The sequence below is a fragment of the Meiothermus granaticius NBRC 107808 genome, assembly GCF_003574355.1.
In the GTDB taxonomy this organism is placed as follows: domain Bacteria; phylum Deinococcota; class Deinococci; order Deinococcales; family Thermaceae; genus Meiothermus; species Meiothermus granaticius.
The window spans coordinates 22088-38899 of sequence record NZ_QWLB01000014.1; the positions used below are offsets into that span (position 1 = coordinate 22088).

Here is a 16812-nt window from a genome sequence, read left to right on the forward strand (position 1 = left end):
AAGTTTCGAGGGGTTGCCAATTACCCCCCAAGCCCCTATGGTTTGCCCCCCCGCTTGGGGTGCAGCCGTTCGGTGGAATCTAACCCCAGGGTTACCGGGCCATCGTTGACCAAGTGCACGGCCATATGAGCCTGAAACACCCCGGTCTCCACCGGAATCCCTTGCCGCTCGAGCAGGGCGCAAAACTGCTGGTAAAGCCGCTTACCGTCATCGGCGGCCGCCGCCGAAACGAAGCTTGGACGGTTCCCCCCTCGAGTATCGCCGTAGAGGGTGAACTGAGAGACCACCAGCACCGCCCCTCCCACATCGGAAAGGGCCAGGTTCATCTTGCCCTGGGAATCCGCAAAGATCCGCAAGCCCGCGATTTTGCGGGCCAGATATGCGGCATCCTCTGGGGTATCCCCTTTCCCTACCCCCAACAACACCAGGAGCCCCTGCCCGATCTGCCCCACGACCTGTCCTTCCACCACCACCTTGGCCTCGGAAACCCGCTGGATCACCGCACGCATGGGAATAGGGTACAAGAGCTATCCCGCATGGCTTCCGGCCTGAGCAGCGGATGTCCTCTCCCCTGCTCCAACCAGCGCAAAACCTCACCCCAATCAAAGCCGCTGGGCAATGGAGCTCCCATGGCCCCGCTAACGCGGCTCGACCCGCGTAAACCCAATGAAGGTTTCGCTCAGGAGGAGCCGCCCGGCTTTTTGTACGGTAAGCCTAGGTTGGTCAGGAGAGGTGTGAAGGCTATAGGTATAGCCTCGGTGGGTGAAGGTGAATCCCCCTGGAGTGGCTTTGCCCCCACGAATTTCCAGCGAAGGCCCAGGGGAAGGGCTGGCCCCGAGGAAGTTGAAGCTCTGATAGGTGAGCTGCCCGCTCGAGTCCTGGGTGATGAGCACGCTGCGGCGGGAACTAAAGCCCCAGAACCGCGTTCCGAGGGCCCAGCGACAGGAGACCTCTCCACTTGGGAGCTTGAGCGAGAGGATGGGCGGGGTAAAGGCCAGCTCGGGGTGCTCGAGCATCCCCGGATTGACCGCATGCACAAACCCCACCGCTTTCCCGCCCTGCGAGAGGCTGTAGTAGATCTGCCCCGCCCCAGGATCGGGCTGACCCAGCCCGTAGACTTGGCGGCCCAATTGTTTGGGATTAGTCTTGCTAAAGCGGATCACGCTCACCTGACCGGCAGCGTTGGGCCTTCCAACCGCCACCACCCAGGGGGTTTGTAGGCCGTCGCAGATAAACCACACCGGCTGGGTCTGGCCCTTCAACCTCAGGTAGGTATGGGCCTGGAGGCCCGATTGCGCCCACCCCACCAGCAACAGAAACCCCAAGCCCATGGCCAGGTTTGCGGCCCACCTTGGGGGGCTCGAGGCTAGGGAGCGATCCCTCACCCCCCACCTACAGGCTATAAGCGTAGAATCCATAGACCCCGGGGCCGGTATGGGTGGAGATCACCGCACCCACCTCGCTGGTGCTGCGCTCTTCCACCGGCAACCCCGAGGCCGCGATCTCGGCCTTAAAGGCATCCACCGCACGAGGATCCGCATTGTAGAGGTAGTAGACGCGGATCTTGCTGCGGCCTGCCGCCCAGGTCTTGAAGGCCTCCACCATCTCGGCCAGGGCTTTCTTCTCGCCCCGGGCCCGACCGGCGGGCTCTACCCGGCCCTGTTTGAGGGTGAGGATGGGCTTGATCCCCAGCAGCCCTCCCAGCAGGGCCTGGGCCCCGCCAATCCGCCCGTTCTTTTTGAGGTATTCCAGGCTGGGCAAGGTAAACCGCACGATGTGGTCGGCGCGGATGCGCTCGAGCTCCACCATCACCTGGCTCAGTTCATCCCCTCGAGCGAGCATCTCCTGGGCCCGCTCGACCATCATTCCGATACCCTGGCTGGCTGCCAGCGAATCAAAAACGGTGATCTTTCCGGGGAATTCCTGGGCGGCCAGGGTGGCCGATTGAACGGTGCCGGAGAGCTTGGAGGAGATGTGAATGGAGAGCACGTGATCGGCCTTTTGCAAGGCCCGCTGGTAAACCTCCTTGAAGTCGGCGGGGGACGGTTGGGAGGAGGAAGGCAGGGCTGCTCCGGCCTTCACCCCGTCAAAGATGGCTTGGGGGGTGATCTCGAGCCAATCCTTGGCGATTTTGCCTTGGAAGTTGACATACAGCGGCACAATTTCCACACCCAACTCGGGGGCCTTGGCCTGCAGATCGGCGGTTGAATCGGTGACGAGGGCTACACGCATAGGTTCTCCTGAACATCAACCCAGGCCTTACCCAGGCTGGACACTGGAAGCGTACTTGGTAATGCCGTAAGTCTAGCACAGGCTTCATTGCCACTCTAGCCTAGAAGCGGATCTCCCTGGCCCCCTTTCCCCCAGATGTGTTAGGATTCCATGCCATGTGGCGGGTATTGGTGACCGATGAGATGCGGCTGGGGGAACTCAAGAACCCTGAGGTGCGGCTGGACTACAAGCCCAACCTGCCGCGTGAGGAAATTTTGCGGCTGATTGAGGGCTACGATGCCCTCATCACCCGCAGTCGCACCCATGTAGACGCCGAGCTGCTGCAGCGGGGCACCCAGCTCAAGGTGGTGGGCCGGGGTGGGGTGGGGGTGGACAACGTGGACTTAGAGGCCGCCTCCCGCCGGGGCATCCTGGTGGTCAACGTCCCCGAGGCCAACACCCGCAGTGCAGCCGAGCTGGCCTGGGCCCTGCTTTTGGCCTCGGCCCGGGGAATCGCTGAATCCGATCGAAAAATTCGCGAGGGCCAGTGGGACCGCAAATACCTGGGTCTCGAGCTGGACAAGAAGACCCTCGGTATTGTGGGCCTGGGGCGCATTGGGGGACAGGTGGCCCGGTTTGCCAAAGCCTTCAACATGCGGGTTTTGGCCTATGACCCCTATATCCCCCATAGCCGGGCCCAGACCCTGGGGGTCGAGCTGCTCGACGATCTGGCCGATATGCTGCGCCAATCGCAGTTCCTCACCGTTCACACCCCGCTCACCGAGGAGACCCGGGGCATGATTGGCCGGCGCGAACTCTACTTGCTGCCCAGGGGGGCGGTGGTGGTGAATGCCGCCCGGGGCGGGATCTATGACGAGAAAGCCCTGGCTGAAATCCTAGAAGAAGGCCATCTATGGGGTGCGGGGCTAGACGTGTTCGAGCAGGAGCCGCCCAAGGCCGAGCATCCTTTGGTCCGTAGCCCTAGAGTGGTGCACACCGCGCATCTCGGGGCCAACACCCTGGAAGCCCAGGAGCGGGTGGGAGAGGCGGTGCTCGAGCGTGTCATCGAGACCTTGAAGGGCAACCTGGCCCACGCCCTCAACACCGGCTTCGATGCCGAAGGCTTGCAGCTTTTCTCAGCCTGGCTGCCGCTGGGCGAAGCCCTGGGCAAGCTGCTGGCCCAGATCACCCAGGGCCGCCCTCAAACGGTGGAGGTTTCCTACTACGGGGAGTTCGAGAAAAACCCCGACCCCATCGCCTCGGCGGTGGCCAAGGGGCTTTTAGACCAGGTGCTGGAAGCAGGGGCGACCAACCTGGTCTCAGCGCGGCCCCTGCTGCGGGACCGGGGCATCTCGCTCATCACCCGCCAGGTTGAGCAGTCGCTCGACTACCGCCAGGTGCTCGAGGTGCGCCTCGAGACCGATCGGGAGACCCGCCGGGTGCGCGGGGCGGTCTTGGGGGGAAAGCCCCGCATTGTGGGGATTGACGAGCATGGCGTGGAGGCCATCCCCACCGGACACATGCTGGTCTGCGTGAACCGCGACCGACCGGGGGTGGTGGGCAAGGTGGGCACGCTCTTGGGCGAGAATGGGATCAACATTGCCGGTATGCAGCTAGGCCGCGACAACCCCGGCGGCAAGGCGCTGTTTGTGCTGGCCATTGATGAGCGCCCCAGCGAGGCGGTGCTGGAGGCGCTGCGAGGGCTGGACGTGCTCGAGCGGGTGGATCTGGCTGAGCTTTAAAGGCGATCTTGAGCCAAAGGGGGTAGACTCTGGCCTATGTTGGTATACCGAAATCGCCTGCTCACCCCCGGCCCGGTTGAACTGCACCCCAAGGCTCTGGAAGCCCTCTCCCGCCCGCAGCTTCATCACCGTTCGGATGCCGCCAAACAGGTCTTCTTGCAGGCCAAGAGGGGCCTCGAGCAAGCCTTCCAAACCCAGGGCCAGGCCCTCTTGCTCACCGGCTCAGGAACCTCGGGCATGGAGGCGCTGGTGCAGAACCTCTTTGCGCCGGGAGATCGGGTGCTGGTGCCGGTGCACGGTAATTTCTCCGAGCGCTGGGCCAGAATTGCCCAGCAGGCGGGGCTCGAGGTGGAGCGGATGGAACTTGAGTGGGGCCGGGTGGTGCATCCAGAATACCTGGAAGGCCCCAGTGGCCCCTTTCAGGGCCTCCTGCTCACCCACTCCGAGTCCTCCACCGGGGCCTTGAACGACGTGCAAGGGCTGGCCCAGGCCTTCAAGGCCCGCTTTCCCCAGGCGCTGGTGGTGGTGGATGCCATCACCAGCCTGTTCGTCAGCGAGTTTGCCCTCGAGGGATGGGGCCTAGACGCGGCGGTAGCCGGTTCGCAGAAAGGCCTGATGTGCCCTCCAGGTCTGGCTTATGTGGCCCTTTCACCACGGGCCTTGGAGTGCCTCAAACCCCGGGGGTTCTACCTGAACCTGGCCTCCGAGCTCAAAGTGCAGAATTCCGGCGAGTCGGCCTGGACCCCCGCCATCAACCTGGTCGCGGCCACCGCCGCCGTACTGGAAGAACTCCTGCCCCATCTTCCGGAGCACCTGGCCCTCAAGCAGCGACAAAACCAGATCCTGTACACAACAGGCCAAGGACTGGGGCTCAAGCCAGTGCCTGAGGTCCAAAGCCCCGCCACCACCTGTTTTTACTTGCCTGAAGGGACCGCCTATCCTCAGGTCAAGGAGGCCTTTGCCCGGCGTGGAGCCACCATCATCGGTGGACAGGGGCAGCTTAAGGGCAAGGTTTTCCGCGTCTCCCTGATGGGATACTCCGACCTCTACGATGCCTATGCGGTAGCCGAGCTGATGCGAGAGGCCCTGAGGTCTCAGTAAGACTATCTTTCCCGCACGATATCCACCGAGATTTCCACCGCCGAAATTACCCCTCTATTCTCGAGCCAGTGGAGGGTATTTCTATCCTCGGGCCAGCCTAGGCCGGGCCCGTAGTCAGTGGCAACCCCATCGCGGTGGTCTGTAATCGTTCCCTGCAGGATATACACCACCCCTGGCCGGTCCTTATGGTCGTGAACCGGCCCAAAAACACCCCCGGGCTCGATGGTCACCTTGCGCATGCGAAGTTTGCGCCCGGCCATGCCCTCAATCTCAGGGCCAAGGTCAATGGTTGCCAACAGCTCTACCGTAACCCCTTTTGTCTGGGGAAAAGCCTGTTCTCGGCCCATTTCTTGCGCTCCTTACCAAGTTTCCCTCGGAGGTCTCCGAGGGAAACTTGAGGGACTACCTACCGATTCCGGGGGAAGCCCAGATCCACCTTAGAGGTGCTGGGGTCGGGCCAACGGCTGGTCACGATCTTGGCCCGGGTGTAAAACTGCACCCCCTCGGGGCCGTACATGTGCAGATCGCCAAAGAGCGAAGCCTTCCAACCGCCAAAGCTGTAATAGGCCACCGGAACGGGGATAGGCACGTTGATGCCCACCATCCCAGCCTCCACATCAAACTGGAACTGCCGAGCGGCCCCGCCATCGCGGGTAAAGATGGCCGTACCGTTGCCGTAGGGGTGCTCGTTGACCATTTTCAGGGCCTCCTCGTAGGTTTTGACTCGAGCCACCCCCAGGACCGGCCCGAAGATCTCGTCGTCGTAGCACTTCATCCCCGGCTTCACATTGTCCAGGAGCGAGGTCCCCAGAAAGAAGCCCTCACCCTTCGCGACGGGGTCCTGCCTCCCGTCCACCACCACCGTAGCCCCTTCCTTGGGAGCATTCTCCACGTACGAGGCCACCTTGTCGCGGTGCTCGCGGGTGATCAGGGGCCCCATCTCGCTCCCCTCCTCGAGCCCCGGCCCCACCTTGATCTTGGGCATCCGCTCCTTGATCGCCGCAATCAGCTTATCGGCGGTCTCATCCCCCACCGCTACCACCTGCGAGATGGCCATGCAGCGCTCGCCCGCCGAGCCATAGGCCGCCGAGACCGCGGCATCCGCAGCCATGCCAATATCGGCATCGGGGAGCACGATCATGTGGTTTTTGGCCCCACCCAGGGCCTGCACACGCTTGCCCTGCTTGGTTCCGGTCTCGTAAATGTACTTGGCAATGGGGGTAGACCCCACGAAGCTTACCGCCTTGATGTCGGGGTGCTCGAGGATCCGGTCCACCGCCACCTTATCCCCCTGCACCACGTTGAACACCCCATCGGGCAACCCGGCCTGCTTCCACAGCTCAGCCAGGAACAGCGAGGGCGAAGGGTCCTTCTCCGAAGGCTTAAGGACAAAGGTGTTGCCCGCCGCAATGGCATTGGCAAACATCCACATCGGCACCATCGCCGGGAAGTTGAATGGGGTAATCCCGGCCACCACCCCTAGGGGCTGACGGATCTGGTACACATCCACCCCCCGGCTGGCCTGCTCAGAAAACCCGCCCTTGAGCAGGTGGGGGATGCCACAGGCGAACTCCAGGTTCTCTAGCCCTCGCGACACCTCACCCATGGCATCGGCCAGGGTTTTGCCGTGCTCGAGGGTGATCAGCTCCGCCAGCTTCTTGTAGTTTTGATGCACCAGCTCGCGCATGGCGAAGAGAATTTCGCTGCGGCGCGAGAGGGGGGTGGCCCGCCAGGTTTTGAAGGCCTCCTTGGCCACGGCAACCGCGTGGTCCAGCTCCTCCACGCTGGCAAAATCCACCGTGGCCTGTTGCTGCCCGGTGGCCGGGTTCCAGACCACCCCGCTGCGGCCCGAAGCCCCCTCAACCCGCTTGCCCCCAATCCAGTGCGAAACCCGCTTGATATTGATTTCCGGTTCTTTGATGGCCATACCGTCCCTCCTTTACACCATCCAGGTTGCTCAGTCTGCGGCCGCCTTGGCCACCCCCAGCATCTCGTCCACCAGGGCCAAGCCTTCTTCGTATGCGTCCAAGCCGTACTTCAGCTCCTCCTGATTGATCACCAGGGGCGGGCAGACAAAAGCCCAGTTAAAGCGCAGGAAAGCATAGATGTGCTTGCTCTTGAGGTGGGCGGCCAGCTTGGCCATCTCCGGGGAGGTGCCGTTGAAGGGGGCCAGCGGTTCCTTGGTGGCTTTATCCCGCACCAGCTCGAGCACGCTGAAAAGCCCCTTGTAGCGCACATCACCCACACAGGCGTACTTGCGCTTCATGGCCTCGAGGCGGCTGGCCAGGTAAGCCCCTTGCTGCTCCACATTCTCGAAGAGGTGCTCCTCCTCGTAGACCGAAAGATTGGCCACCGCCGCCGCGCAGGAAAGCGGGTGACCGCTGTAGGTCAGACCTCCCCACAGCATGTGGGTCTCGAGCCACTCGGCAATCTTGTCCGAGACGATCACCGCCCCCAGCGGCAGGTACCCGCTGGTCAGGCCCTTGGCGCTGGTCACGATATCGGGCTTGATGCCGTAGTGCTGCGTGGCCAGCCACTTCCCGGTGCGCCCAAAACCGCTCATCACCTCATCGTCAATCAGCAGGATGCCGTACTTGTCGCACAAAGCCCGCAGCTTGGGGTAATAGTCATCGGGCGGAACCAGCAGACCGTTGCTGCCGGTAATCCCCTCAACCATGATGGCCGCAATGGTGTGCGGCCCCTCCATCTGGATGACCTCCTCGATGTGGCTCACGCATTCCCGGCTGCAGGAATCGGGGGTTTTGCCGAAGGGGCAGCGATAACAGTAGGGGTCGAACACCCGCACGATCCCAGGAACCCCGGGCTCCACCGGCCAGCGCCGAGGGTCCCCGGAGGCGGTCATGGAGCCCATGGTGGCCCCATGGTAGCTGCGGTATCGGGTGATGATCTTGTTGCGCCCGGTGTAGAGCCGGGCGATCTTCATGGCGTTTTCGTTGGCCTCGGCCCCTCCCAGGGTGTAAAAGCTCTTGGCCAGCCCGGTGACCTCGGCCAGCTTCTTGCCCAGCACCCCCCGTGGCTCGGTGGCGAAGCTGGGCCCCGCAAAACAGAGCTCATCCACCTGGCGCTTGATGGCCTCGAGCACCTTGGGGTGCTGATGCCCCACGTTGATGTTGATGAGCTGGGAGCTGAAATCCAGCCACTTATTGCCGTCCCCGTCCCAGAACCACACGCCCTTGGCCGACTTCATGTGGATGGGGTTGGCGGTGCTTTGCACCGACCACGAGAACAGGGTGTAATCGCGATTCTCCTGGATAATCTCCTTGCTCGAGCGCTCCATAGGGAAACCTCCTGGCCTTCAGGTTTCCCTATGGTAGACCTGGCCCTACGGGGGCGCAATGGACAGAGTGTAAAAGAATCGCTTCCATAGCTCGAGGGCCACCCATAACCCCAACCGACGTTCGGGCAGGTCTAGGTCCCCCAGCATCCCGGTGAGCTGCTCGAGCCGATAGTACACACTCTGTCGCCGCACCCCCAGCTTTCGGGCGGCCTCGGCAATGTTGAACTGGGCCGCCAGCAGGGCCTCGAGGGTCGAGAGCAGGGTGCGCCGGGGACGCTCCGGCAGGGACAGCACCGGGCCGAGCTGACTGTGCAAAAAGGCCGTGCTGCGCCCAGTCTCGACCAGGGCCTCGAGCACCGACTCGAGCGCGGGTTCTTCCTCTTGAATCTTGGGACGCAGGATACGCTCGTGGGCGGCGCGGGTGAGATCGGCGAAGCGCACCTCCGAGCGAAACACCAGGAGGGGAAATTCCAAAGCCTGGGCGGCCCAAAGCATCTCTACCGGAACTTCCCTGAGCCCCTGCACCAGCTCCAGCGCCAGCCCGTGAACCCCCGCCTCGGCCAGGGAGCGCACGTAGGTTGCGCGCTCCTCGGGGGTAGCCCGGGCCAGCTCGATCCCTGTGGATAGGACCAGCTCCCCCCCCGAAAGCAACCGCCCCACATCCAAGACCTCGGCCACATGCACCCAGGTAACCTGCTGCCCCAACTGGGACTCCCCCGCGAGCACCTCGGCCTTGCGAAACGCTGGAAGCTCGAGCAGCTGGCGCAGGGTGGGCAGGCTCATGGCGTCAGGGGAATTGTATACCCCAAGATGGGGGCGGCGCCGTTAGAGCCGGGTTAGGGCCGCCCTACCGCGCCCTTCGCAGGCGGCCCCGGTTTTGTCCAGGACAAAGCCCTATTGCTGCAGGATCCAGCGCATGGTCTTATCGGCCAGCCGATCAAAGGCCCGCACCGCCAGCTCGAGGTGCTCCTCCTTGGTGTCTTCAATCTTGTTGTGGCTGATGCCGTAAAGGGACTGGGTGAACATCATCACCGTGGGAATCCCCGCCCGCGCCACCTCCGCGGCATCGTGCAGCGGGCCAGAGGGCAGACGGTGCGAGGTGCCGGCCACCTCCCGGATGGCTTCGTCACAGAACTCGATGAGGTTGGGGTGGAAGAGGATGGGGTGGATGTGCCAGATGCGGCTCCACTCGGGGTCGCTCAGCCCACCCTCGCGGGCGAAGCGCTGGCTGGCCTCGACAGCTTCGGCCTTGAGCCGGGCGAGGGCCTGGGCGTCGAGGTGGCGCTGGTCGAGGGTGATGGTGCAGTCGGCCACCACACTGGTCACGATACCCGGCTTGGTGACGCAGGAGCCGATGGTGCTCACTCCACCGTTGCGGTCAGTGATGCGGTAGATTTCCTCCGCCATCTTCGCCGCGGCCAAGAAGGCATCCTTGCGCCTGTGCATGGGCGTGGAACCGGAGTGAGCGGCCTGGCCCAGGAAGCGAATGGCGTGACGCTCGACCCCAAAGGTGCCCAGCACCACGCCCAAAGGCAGGTCCATGTCCAGTAGCACCGGCCCCTGTTCGATGTGGATCTCGAGGTAAGCCGCGGCGTTCTTCTGCTCGGAGCTTGCTTCCAGCATCCGGCTCATCTCCACCCCGCAACGCCGCAGGGCCTCCTCCAGACGAATCCCATCCTTGTCGGTCCGATCTTTCTCGGCTTCGGGATCCAGGGTGCCGGAAAAAGCCGACGAACCCAGCAGGCTGCGCCCGAAACGGGCCCCCTCCTCATCGGCCCAGTCCACCAGCCGCACCGTGATGGGGGGGGTACCGCCATACTCCTCGTGGATTCTCCGCAGGACCTCGAGCCCCACCAGCACGTTCATGCAGCCATCGAGCCAGCCGCCGTTCGGCACCGAATCCAGGTGCCCCCCCAGCAGCAGGGCTTTTTCCGACTGGCCTTTCAGCGTGACCCAAAAGTTTCCGGCAGCATCATAGTGCTGCTCAACCGGAAGGCCCTCGAGCTTGCCCTTGAACCACTCCCGGGCCTTCAACCAGGTGTCCGTCCAGGCCACCCGTTGGGCTCCATGTTCATCCGCGGTGAGGGCACGAAGTTCCTTGAGTTCGGCGATGGTGCGTTGAGGGTTTAGCATACCTACCGTCTTACCTTTCCAGATCCTTGCTCTTGAAGCGGGCTACCCCGAAAGGACTTCCCCTCTCTGGAGGGAGAGGGGCTGTCCGGAAAATGGGTTATTTGTAATCGCTGGCCTTTTTGCCGGTGGCTTGTTCCCAAGGCCCGTAGTCCACCGCGGCTGCTGGGGGGTCCTTGCTGAGGATGTTCTGGTCGCGCAGCAGCTTAACCGAGGCCTGATACTCCGCCGGAACCAAGAACCCGGCCCAGCCTTTGAGGGTGGGCCCGGCGTTGTAGAGCTTGGCCACCTCGGTCATCTGCCAGGTCTGGTGCTCTTTGGCACCCGAGCGGGTACCTGAGCCCTTGCAGGTGTTGCCGCAGAAGGGCAGCACATATTTCTCCACGGTCTCGGCCTGGTTTTTCACCGCCCAGTCCCACCCCTGCAAGCTGGCTTTGATCAGCCGGGCCGCAATTTCCCGTCCACTCATCCCCGAGCCTTTGAAGTTCTTGTCGTTCAGAACCTTCTCGGTGGTGAAGATGTTGTCCTCGAGCAGGTTGATGCCGTGGTCGGCCAGAGGGAAGATGTCGAGTTTGCTCTCATCATAGCCCAGACCGATGATCTGATCCACCTCGTTGTAGGTCATGGCCGAGACCAGCTGCACCCGGTTGGGAAACACCAGGGCCGGATCAAAAGGATAGGTCACCGCGGTCACATCAGGGTTGGAAACCTTGGGATCCAGCGAGCTGGTCAGTCCACACTTGCGGAACAAGGCCACCACCGGATACTCGTTGCCCGAGGGCCAAACCCCCACACTCTTGCCCTTGATGGCACAGAGGTCTTTAATCCCCGAGGATTTGAGGCTTACCAGGGTAAACCCGGATTTTTGGAACATCTGGGCGATATGCACCACTGGGAGGCCCTTCTCCCGGGCGGTAAGGAGGTCCGCAATCCAGGTCGTGCCGAAATCGGCCGCACCCGAGACCACCACCTGGATGGGGGATTGATCCCCGGCCGGAAGTAAGGTTACATCCAGGCCCTGGGCTTTATAGAACCCCCGCTCCTTGGCCACGAAGAACCCCGCAAACTGGGCCTGCGGAAACCATTTGAGCTGCAGGTTGACCTTCACCAGGTTCTGAGCGCTAGCCAAGGAACAAAGCGCCAGCGCACCGACCGCCAATAAAGCCGACCACTTCCGCATATACTCCTCCTGTTCCTGCTCCTGTAGCCTACCGGATTTTTATGCCGATTTGTCAAGCAGATACGCTTTGACACCCCTTAAAACCCCCTGGAGCTACTCTCTAAACGAGACGTGCCAGCCGGTGAGGCGCCGCTCGATCCAAGCCACCAGGTTGTACCAGACAATTCCCAAAATTGAGGCCACGATGATCGCACTCCACACGATATCGAAGCCGAAGCGCCCCGCTTCGATCTGGATTCGGAACCCCAGTCCCTGCCCATTGGCCCCAAAAAACTCGCCCACGATGGCTCCAATCATCGCCAAGGTAGTGCCCAGCTTGAGGGCGTTGAAGAGAAAGGGCAGGGCATTGGGCAGCCGCAGCCAACGGTAGGTCTGGGCCTCGGGAGCAGCATAAGAGCGCATCAGATCAAGCGAAAGCGGGTTGATCTCGGTCAATCCCCGGAAGGTGTTGATCACCACCGGGAAAAATACCGTGATGGCTACAATCACTGCCTTAGAGGGCCAGTCCAAGCCGAGCATTTTCACCAGCACCGGGGCTAAGGCCACGATGGGGATGCTCGAGAAGGCCGTGGCATAGGGCAAAAGACCCCGCTCCAGGAATACGAACCGGCTCACCAGCAGCGCCATCAACACCCCCAGGCTGCATCCGATCAGATACCCCACCCCGGCCTCGAGCAACACCGTCTGCCGAGCATCCTGCAGCAGCACCTCTCGTGAGTCCCACAGGGTCGAGAACACCCGGGTTGGGGTGGGGATGAGCCCGGCCGGAACCTGGTACGCCCGCAGCAGGGCCTCCACCATCACCAAAGCCAACAGCAGGGTCAGCCCGGCTGGAACAAAGCCCAGCAGGGGATTGGAGGTGCGGTCGCTCAGGTGACCGGCCACCCGGGCCACCCCCAGCGCCGCCAGCAGGAAGCCTATCCAGATCAGCAGTTTTTGCCCAGGAGAGGCCGGGTTGCTCTGGTTCCACCAATCCGCGATAAACCACAGCAACAGCACCAGCCCTACCGCCAGCAGCCCCCAGCCCATGGCCGGGTTTTCCCGCCGAACCCCCCCCATCCCTCGAGCCCCTACCGGCGCCATGGGGTCACCCGCCTTTCCACCCAGCCCACCAAGGCCACCAACAAAATGCCCAGTATGGCCGAGGAAATCATGATCACCCAGATGGATACCACATCCGAAGCCCGGGAGTTCTCAAAGAGCATCCGACCCAACCCCTGTTGAAACCCCACCGTGCTGATCTCGGCCACAATCGCCCCAATCAGGGCGGCGGTCACCGCCACCTTGAAGGCTGTGAACAAGTAGGGGACCGAGGCCGGAAACCTCAGCTTGAGATAGGTCTGGGATTGCGTGGCGTTGTAGGTTTTCATCAGGTCCAGGGCCAATGGGTCGGGGCTGCGCAAGCCCTTGGCCACCCCGATGGTGATGGGGAAAAATGCCACGAAGGCCGCGATGATGGCCTTAGGCAAGGCCCCCTGAACCCCGTACTGCCCCAGCACCACCACCAGCATCGGAGCCAGGGCGATCACCGGAACGGTCTGCGAGGCCACCACCCAGGGCAACAGGGAGCGCTCGAAGGCCCGGCTGGCCACAATCCCAATGGCAAAGAAAAAGCCCACCACCGTAGCCAGCAGCAGGCCCAGGAGGGTATTCCCCGCGGTAGCCCAGGCGTTGGGCAGGATCGAGGTGGGGGCGGTGAGGGGAAAGGTTAGGTTGCGAAAACCCTGCAGCAGTTGCTGAGGGGAGGGCAGCACGGGGCTGCGCAGCTGACTCGCACAGGCCAAGGCGGTTTTGCACTCGAGCGCCGCCCCGCTCTCGAGGGCCCGCTGAGCCACCGGCACGTTTGCTAGCAGCATCAGCGGGTAGTAGAGGGCCACCACCACCAGCGCCACCACCAACATGGGAAGCAGATTGGGGGAACGAAGACGGGTCATAGGAAGTTGATGCTGCGCTCCTTCAACACGGACCAAATCCTCAGGGCTTTACCCCACTCGGAACCGCCTGCACGAATCCGGCAAGCGAAGCACTCTCCAGAATCCCCGCGGCTTGAAGCTGCTGGGCCATCTTCTGCAGCTTGGCCACATCCACATACCCCAAGCCGTTTTTCTGGGTCTCTGGGGTGACCATGATCTTCTTAATCTGCTCCAGGCCCTTCAGCTCGAAGGGAATGTCCAGGTTAGGGTTGTATTTGGCCAGGATCTTTCCGGCCTCCTCGGGGTTGGCCAGGGCATACTGATACCCCTTGTAGCGGGCCTCAACGAACTTCTTAACCTCGTTCGGATATTTCTTCAGCACATCCTCAGTGGTAAACAGCACGTTCTCTGGCCAGTCCACGCCGAACTCTTTGTAGGAGTACTGGTAGTACTTCTCCTTGGCTTGCTGCTGCGCCACCATCACCTCGTTGTAGATCATCGCCGAGGCGTAGTTGTACTGCTTGGCCAACCAACCGCCCAAGGTGGCCGGGTCGCCCTGCTGGTTGACGATTTGAATTTTGCTCTCCCAGTCCTTGCCGATGGCCGCCTTGATGGGCTTGTCGTAGCCGATCCAGGTGGCAAACTTACCGCTGATATCAGAGACTTTGTCGATCGGCTTCCAGGACAGAATTTGCATGGCCGAATCCTGGAAATCGGCAGCCAGAATCACCAGCGGGAGCTTTTGCTTCTGCCGGGCCTCGAGCAGGTTGTAGGGGTAATCAATCCCGAAAACCAGCTTTCCCGCCTTGCTCTCGGCCATCACCCGGTCTATCGGGGAGAGCCCCGGCCCCCCGGGCACCACCGTCACATCCAGCCCCGCCGCCTTGTAAAAGCCCTTGTCCACGGCTACGGGATCACCGATACTCTCGGCGTGGATGAACCACGACTCAATCATCGAGACCTTGGTCGGGTTGCCCTGAGCCAAGACCCACGCCAGCCCCACCAAAACGCCTACCGCCATAATCCCCATCGCTCTTCTCATGCCTCCCCCTCCAATTGAGAACCCGGCCCTAGCGCTGCCGGGTCATCTCCAGATGCCAACCCACCCAGCGGCGCTCGAGGGCTGTCAGAAGACCCAGGAGCAGCCAGCCCACCAGGGTGCAGCACACCGCGGCCAGAAAGACCCGGGCGGTGTTCCCCACGTAGCGCGAATCCAAGATCATGAAGCCCAGGCCCTGAAAGGCCCCGAACAGCTCCCCCACGATGGCCCCGTTAACCGCGGCCATGGCCCCCCCTTTGAGGCTGGTGAAAATGATCGGCAGGGCCGAGGGCAGCTTGAGAAAGCGCACCCGCTGAGCAAAACTCACGTTGTAGGAGGTGAGCAGCTCCTCCTTGCCGGTATCGGTCGAAACCAGCCCTTTGTGTACAAAGTAGACCAGCGCAAAGAAGGTGTAGAGCCCCGCAATGGCTACCTTGCTGCCGATGCCATTGACCCCCAACCACACCACCACCAGGCTGGCCAAGGCCACAAAGGGAATCGAGTTGAGGGTACTGACCAGGCGGAAGATGAAATCCTCGAGCCACTTGGGCAGCACGATCAGCAGCACCGCGGCCAGGTGCGCGATGAGGGCCCCCAGCACGAACCCCAGCACGATCTCCTGCGCGGTCACCCAGGCATTTTGCAGCACCAGGTTGGGGGTTTTGAGAAACTCCTGAAGAATTCTCGAGGGCGTAGGCAGCAAGAAGGGGGCGTTGTACAGCCGCGCCCCCAGCTCCCAAACCCCCAGCGAGACCACCGCGAAGACCAACCAGCGCATCCCCTCCCCCTGCAGCAGAGCAGGGGTGGGCTTGGACGGGGTGGGACGAATCGCTCGAGCCATCTAAACCTCAGTTGGATGTTCCTCGTAGGGAAAGCTTTGCCGGTGCCGGTAGCAGCGGGGTTAGCACCATGCGGGTTTACCGTAAGAACCGAACCTCCTGGCCCTCTACCCGGGCGATCTCCGGCCGGGTCTCTGCCACCACCCGCCCCCGCTTGAGCACATAGCGGCGCATGGGCAGAATGCGCAGGGCGTCGTCCTCGGTGGGCACCGGCCAGACAATCAGATCGGCTGGGTTGCCTACCGCCAGGCCATGCCCCTCCAGGCCCTCGCTGCCGCGCACCAGGCGGTTGTTCCAGATCGCCGCAGCCCGGCTCGAGAGCATCGGGAAAAGGTGGGCCCGGTCATCGCGTCCAGACATCAGGCCATAGTGCAGCAGCACGAACGCGGTGTGCAGCGGGTCCCCCTTGCCCATGGGGTACCAGGGGTCCATCACCGAGTCGTGTCCAGCCGCCACATTTACCCCGGCGGCCAGCAGTTCCTTGACCCGGGTCAGGCCACGGCGGATGGGATAGTGGTCGAAGCGTCCCTGGAGGACGGAGTTGTCCGGCGGGTTGCAGATCACGTGCAGCCCGGCCCGCCGAACGTTCCCGATGATCTTGTCGGCGTAGGCGTTGTTATAGGAGTGCATGGCCGTAGTGTGGGAGGCCGCTACCCGCCCGGAGAGCTTGAGCCGCAAGGTCTCAGCGGCCATGGTCTCGAGAAAACGGCTCTGCTCGTCGTCGGTCTCGTCGCAGTGGATATCCACCGGGAGGCCGGTCTGATGGGCCAGCTCGAGGGCAAACTTAACGTTTTGCACCCCATACTCGCGGGTGATCTCGTAATGGGGGATCCCACCCACCACATCCGCACCCAGCTCGACCGCCCGGCGCACCAGCTCGTCGCCGCCTTCCCAGGAGAACATTCCAAGCTGGGGGAAGGCCACGATCTGAATCTCAATCCACTCGGCAACCTCGCGCTTGATCTCCAGCAGGGCTTTGAGGGCGGTCAGGCTGGGGTCGCAGGTGTCCACATGGGTCCGGATATGGGTCACCCCGTGGGCCACAAACCAGGGCAGGGCCTTGAGCACCCGCTCCCGCACATCCTCGCGGGTGAGCCGCTTGACCCGTTCGCTCCAGATGGCGATGCCCTCCCACAGCGAGCCCGACCGGTTGGGCCGAGGGTCACCCTCGGTCAGGATGGCATCGAGGTGGATGTGGATCTCGTAAAAGCTGGGGCTCACTAGGTTGCCCTCGGCGGAGATTTCCTGTGGGGCCTTCAGGTTGGGCTCGAGGGCCACAATCTTCCCACCTCCCAGACCGATGTCCACCCGCCCTTCTCGGCCGGTAATCCGCGCGTCCTTGATCACCAAGTCCATAAG

16 protein-coding genes are annotated in these 16812 nt (G+C 62.7%); 2 read left to right on the forward strand and 14 right to left on the reverse strand.

What is annotated here, in order from left to right:
- Positions 1–35: 35 nt before the first annotated feature.
- The 3 genes from dtd to Mgrana_RS06525 all read right to left on the reverse strand — a co-directional run bounded on the left by dtd (position 36) and on the right by Mgrana_RS06525 (position 2232).
- The gene (gene dtd / locus Mgrana_RS06515) at positions 36–509 is read right to left on the reverse strand and encodes a D-aminoacyl-tRNA deacylase (protein WP_119356800.1); all 474 of its coding nucleotides are present in this window, start codon (positions 507–509) and stop codon (positions 36–38) included.
- Positions 510–638: 129 nt separating this feature from the next.
- Positions 639–1385: a hypothetical protein gene (locus tag Mgrana_RS06520; protein ID WP_147021176.1), complete on the reverse strand. Its 747-nt coding sequence runs from the start codon at positions 1383–1385 to the stop codon at positions 639–641.
- A 7-nt stretch (positions 1386–1392) separates the two neighbouring features.
- Positions 1393–2232 (reverse strand): DegV family protein, encoded by an 840-nt coding sequence (locus Mgrana_RS06525; protein ID WP_119356802.1) that lies wholly within the window; start codon positions 2230–2232, stop codon positions 1393–1395.
- A 155-nt stretch (positions 2233–2387) separates the two neighbouring features.
- Between Mgrana_RS06525 and serA the strand changes: the two genes are divergently transcribed.
- Positions 2388–3953 (forward strand): phosphoglycerate dehydrogenase, encoded by a 1566-nt coding sequence (gene serA / locus Mgrana_RS06530; RefSeq protein ID WP_119356803.1) that lies wholly within the window; start codon positions 2388–2390, stop codon positions 3951–3953.
- A 36-nt stretch (positions 3954–3989) separates the two neighbouring features.
- Positions 3990–5054: a pyridoxal-phosphate-dependent aminotransferase family protein gene (locus Mgrana_RS06535; RefSeq protein WP_119356804.1), complete on the forward strand. Its 1065-nt coding sequence runs from the start codon at positions 3990–3992 to the stop codon at positions 5052–5054.
- Positions 5055–5056: 2 nt separating this feature from the next.
- On the opposite strand, the gene Mgrana_RS06540 is transcribed toward Mgrana_RS06535, so the two are convergent.
- The 11 genes from Mgrana_RS06540 to Mgrana_RS06590 all read right to left on the reverse strand — a co-directional run bounded on the left by Mgrana_RS06540 (position 5057) and on the right by Mgrana_RS06590 (position 16809).
- Positions 5057–5401, reverse strand: a complete 345-nt coding sequence (locus tag Mgrana_RS06540) for a cupin domain-containing protein (RefSeq protein WP_119356805.1) — start codon at positions 5399–5401, stop codon at positions 5057–5059.
- A gap of 59 nt (positions 5402–5460) precedes the next feature.
- Positions 5461–6981 carry a CoA-acylating methylmalonate-semialdehyde dehydrogenase gene (locus Mgrana_RS06545; protein WP_119356806.1) on the reverse strand — a complete coding sequence of 507 codons (1521 nt, stop codon included), beginning with the start codon at positions 6979–6981 and terminating at the stop codon, positions 5461–5463.
- A 30-nt stretch (positions 6982–7011) separates the two neighbouring features.
- Positions 7012–8352: an aminotransferase class III-fold pyridoxal phosphate-dependent enzyme gene (locus Mgrana_RS06550; RefSeq protein WP_119356807.1), complete on the reverse strand. Its 1341-nt coding sequence runs from the start codon at positions 8350–8352 to the stop codon at positions 7012–7014.
- Between the two features lie 45 nt (positions 8353–8397).
- The gene (locus Mgrana_RS06555) at positions 8398–9135 is read right to left on the reverse strand and encodes a PucR family transcriptional regulator (RefSeq protein ID WP_119356808.1); all 738 of its coding nucleotides are present in this window, start codon (positions 9133–9135) and stop codon (positions 8398–8400) included.
- Positions 9136–9246: 111 nt separating this feature from the next.
- Positions 9247–10485: a Zn-dependent hydrolase gene (locus Mgrana_RS06560; protein ID WP_119356809.1), complete on the reverse strand. Its 1239-nt coding sequence runs from the start codon at positions 10483–10485 to the stop codon at positions 9247–9249.
- Between the two features lie 97 nt (positions 10486–10582).
- A complete protein-coding gene (locus tag Mgrana_RS06565) occupies positions 10583–11662 on the reverse strand; it encodes an ABC transporter substrate-binding protein (protein ID WP_119356810.1) in 1080 nt (359 codons plus the stop codon).
- A 93-nt stretch (positions 11663–11755) separates the two neighbouring features.
- Positions 11756–12745 carry an ABC transporter permease gene (locus Mgrana_RS06570; protein ID WP_240631270.1) on the reverse strand — a complete coding sequence of 330 codons (990 nt, stop codon included), beginning with the start codon at positions 12743–12745 and terminating at the stop codon, positions 11756–11758.
- On the reverse strand, positions 12733–13596 hold the full coding sequence (locus Mgrana_RS06575) for an ABC transporter permease (protein ID WP_240631271.1): 864 nt from the start codon (positions 13594–13596) through the stop codon (positions 12733–12735). Before Mgrana_RS06575 ends, Mgrana_RS06570 begins: the two co-directional genes overlap by 13 nt.
- Positions 13597–13636: 40 nt before the next feature.
- Entirely contained in the window at positions 13637–14617 is a 981-nt protein-coding gene (locus Mgrana_RS06580; protein WP_119356812.1) for an ABC transporter substrate-binding protein, read from the reverse strand.
- Positions 14618–14645: 28 nt separating this feature from the next.
- Positions 14646–15455 carry an ABC transporter permease gene (locus tag Mgrana_RS06585; RefSeq protein WP_119356813.1) on the reverse strand — a complete coding sequence of 270 codons (810 nt, stop codon included), beginning with the start codon at positions 15453–15455 and terminating at the stop codon, positions 14646–14648.
- A 76-nt stretch (positions 15456–15531) separates the two neighbouring features.
- Complete coding sequence (locus Mgrana_RS06590) at positions 15532–16809, reverse strand: cytosine deaminase (RefSeq protein WP_119356814.1); 1278 nt, start codon at positions 16807–16809, stop codon at positions 15532–15534.
- Between the last annotated feature and the right edge of the window lie 3 nt (positions 16810–16812).

Coding starts and splice junctions, on each gene's coding strand:
- Mgrana_RS06575 (WP_240631271.1), bottom strand. CDS start 13,596: ATGACCCGTCTTCGTTCCCCCAATCTGCTTCCCATGTTGGTGGTGGCG.
- Mgrana_RS06540 (WP_119356805.1), bottom strand. CDS start 5,401: ATGGGCCGAGAACAGGCTTTTCCCCAGACAAAAGGGGTTACGGTAGAG.
- Mgrana_RS06525 (WP_119356802.1), bottom strand. CDS start 2,232: ATGCGTGTAGCCCTCGTCACCGATTCAACCGCCGATCTGCAGGCCAAG.
- dtd (WP_119356800.1), bottom strand. CDS start 509: ATGCGTGCGGTGATCCAGCGGGTTTCCGAGGCCAAGGTGGTGGTGGAA.
- serA (WP_119356803.1), top strand. CDS start 2,388: ATGTGGCGGGTATTGGTGACCGATGAGATGCGGCTGGGGGAACTCAAG.
- Mgrana_RS06565 (WP_119356810.1), bottom strand. CDS start 11,662: ATGCGGAAGTGGTCGGCTTTATTGGCGGTCGGTGCGCTGGCGCTTTGT.
- Mgrana_RS06560 (WP_119356809.1), bottom strand. CDS start 10,485: ATGCTAAACCCTCAACGCACCATCGCCGAACTCAAGGAACTTCGTGCC.
- Mgrana_RS06535 (WP_119356804.1), top strand. CDS start 3,990: ATGTTGGTATACCGAAATCGCCTGCTCACCCCCGGCCCGGTTGAACTG.
- Mgrana_RS06585 (WP_119356813.1), bottom strand. CDS start 15,455: ATGGCTCGAGCGATTCGTCCCACCCCGTCCAAGCCCACCCCTGCTCTG.
- Mgrana_RS06590 (WP_119356814.1), bottom strand. CDS start 16,809: ATGGACTTGGTGATCAAGGACGCGCGGATTACCGGCCGAGAAGGGCGG.
- Mgrana_RS06570 (WP_240631270.1), bottom strand. CDS start 12,745: ATGGCGCCGGTAGGGGCTCGAGGGATGGGGGGGGTTCGGCGGGAAAAC.
- Mgrana_RS06555 (WP_119356808.1), bottom strand. CDS start 9,135: ATGAGCCTGCCCACCCTGCGCCAGCTGCTCGAGCTTCCAGCGTTTCGC.
- Mgrana_RS06545 (WP_119356806.1), bottom strand. CDS start 6,981: ATGGCCATCAAAGAACCGGAAATCAATATCAAGCGGGTTTCGCACTGG.
- Mgrana_RS06580 (WP_119356812.1), bottom strand. CDS start 14,617: ATGAGAAGAGCGATGGGGATTATGGCGGTAGGCGTTTTGGTGGGGCTG.
- Mgrana_RS06550 (WP_119356807.1), bottom strand. CDS start 8,352: ATGGAGCGCTCGAGCAAGGAGATTATCCAGGAGAATCGCGATTACACC.